The 248-nt window shown below is 58.5% G+C and carries 1 pseudogene; it reads right to left on the bottom strand.

The features are described 5' to 3' along the window. A pseudogene (locus ACSNOG_RS33775) lies at positions 1-248 on the bottom strand (hypothetical protein); the annotation flags it as partial.

The following is a 248-nucleotide window of genomic DNA, read 5'->3' as shown; positions in this document are numbered from 1 at the left end:
GCTTGGACACGGCTCTGGCGATCAGCACCATTTGCTTCTCCGCCAAGGTCAGCTCCGACACGAGCTTACGGCTCGGAACGCGGATGTTCATGCGTGCCAGCACAGCCTCTGCCTCTTGATGCAGCCCGTTCCATCGAATAACCTGCCGGCCTCCCATATCATGGACCATCCGGTCGAGCATGATGTTCTCGCCGACCGACAGGTTCGGTATGAGCGCCGTATCCACCTCTTGATAGACGATCTGGATG

It is taken from the genome of Streptomyces sp. URMC 124 (assembly GCF_051386455.1).
Taxonomy (GTDB): Bacteria; Actinomycetota; Actinomycetes; order Streptomycetales; family Streptomycetaceae; genus Streptomyces.
Note: the sequence above shows the minus strand (reverse complement) of the source record. Positions and strands in the feature narration are given on the sequence as shown.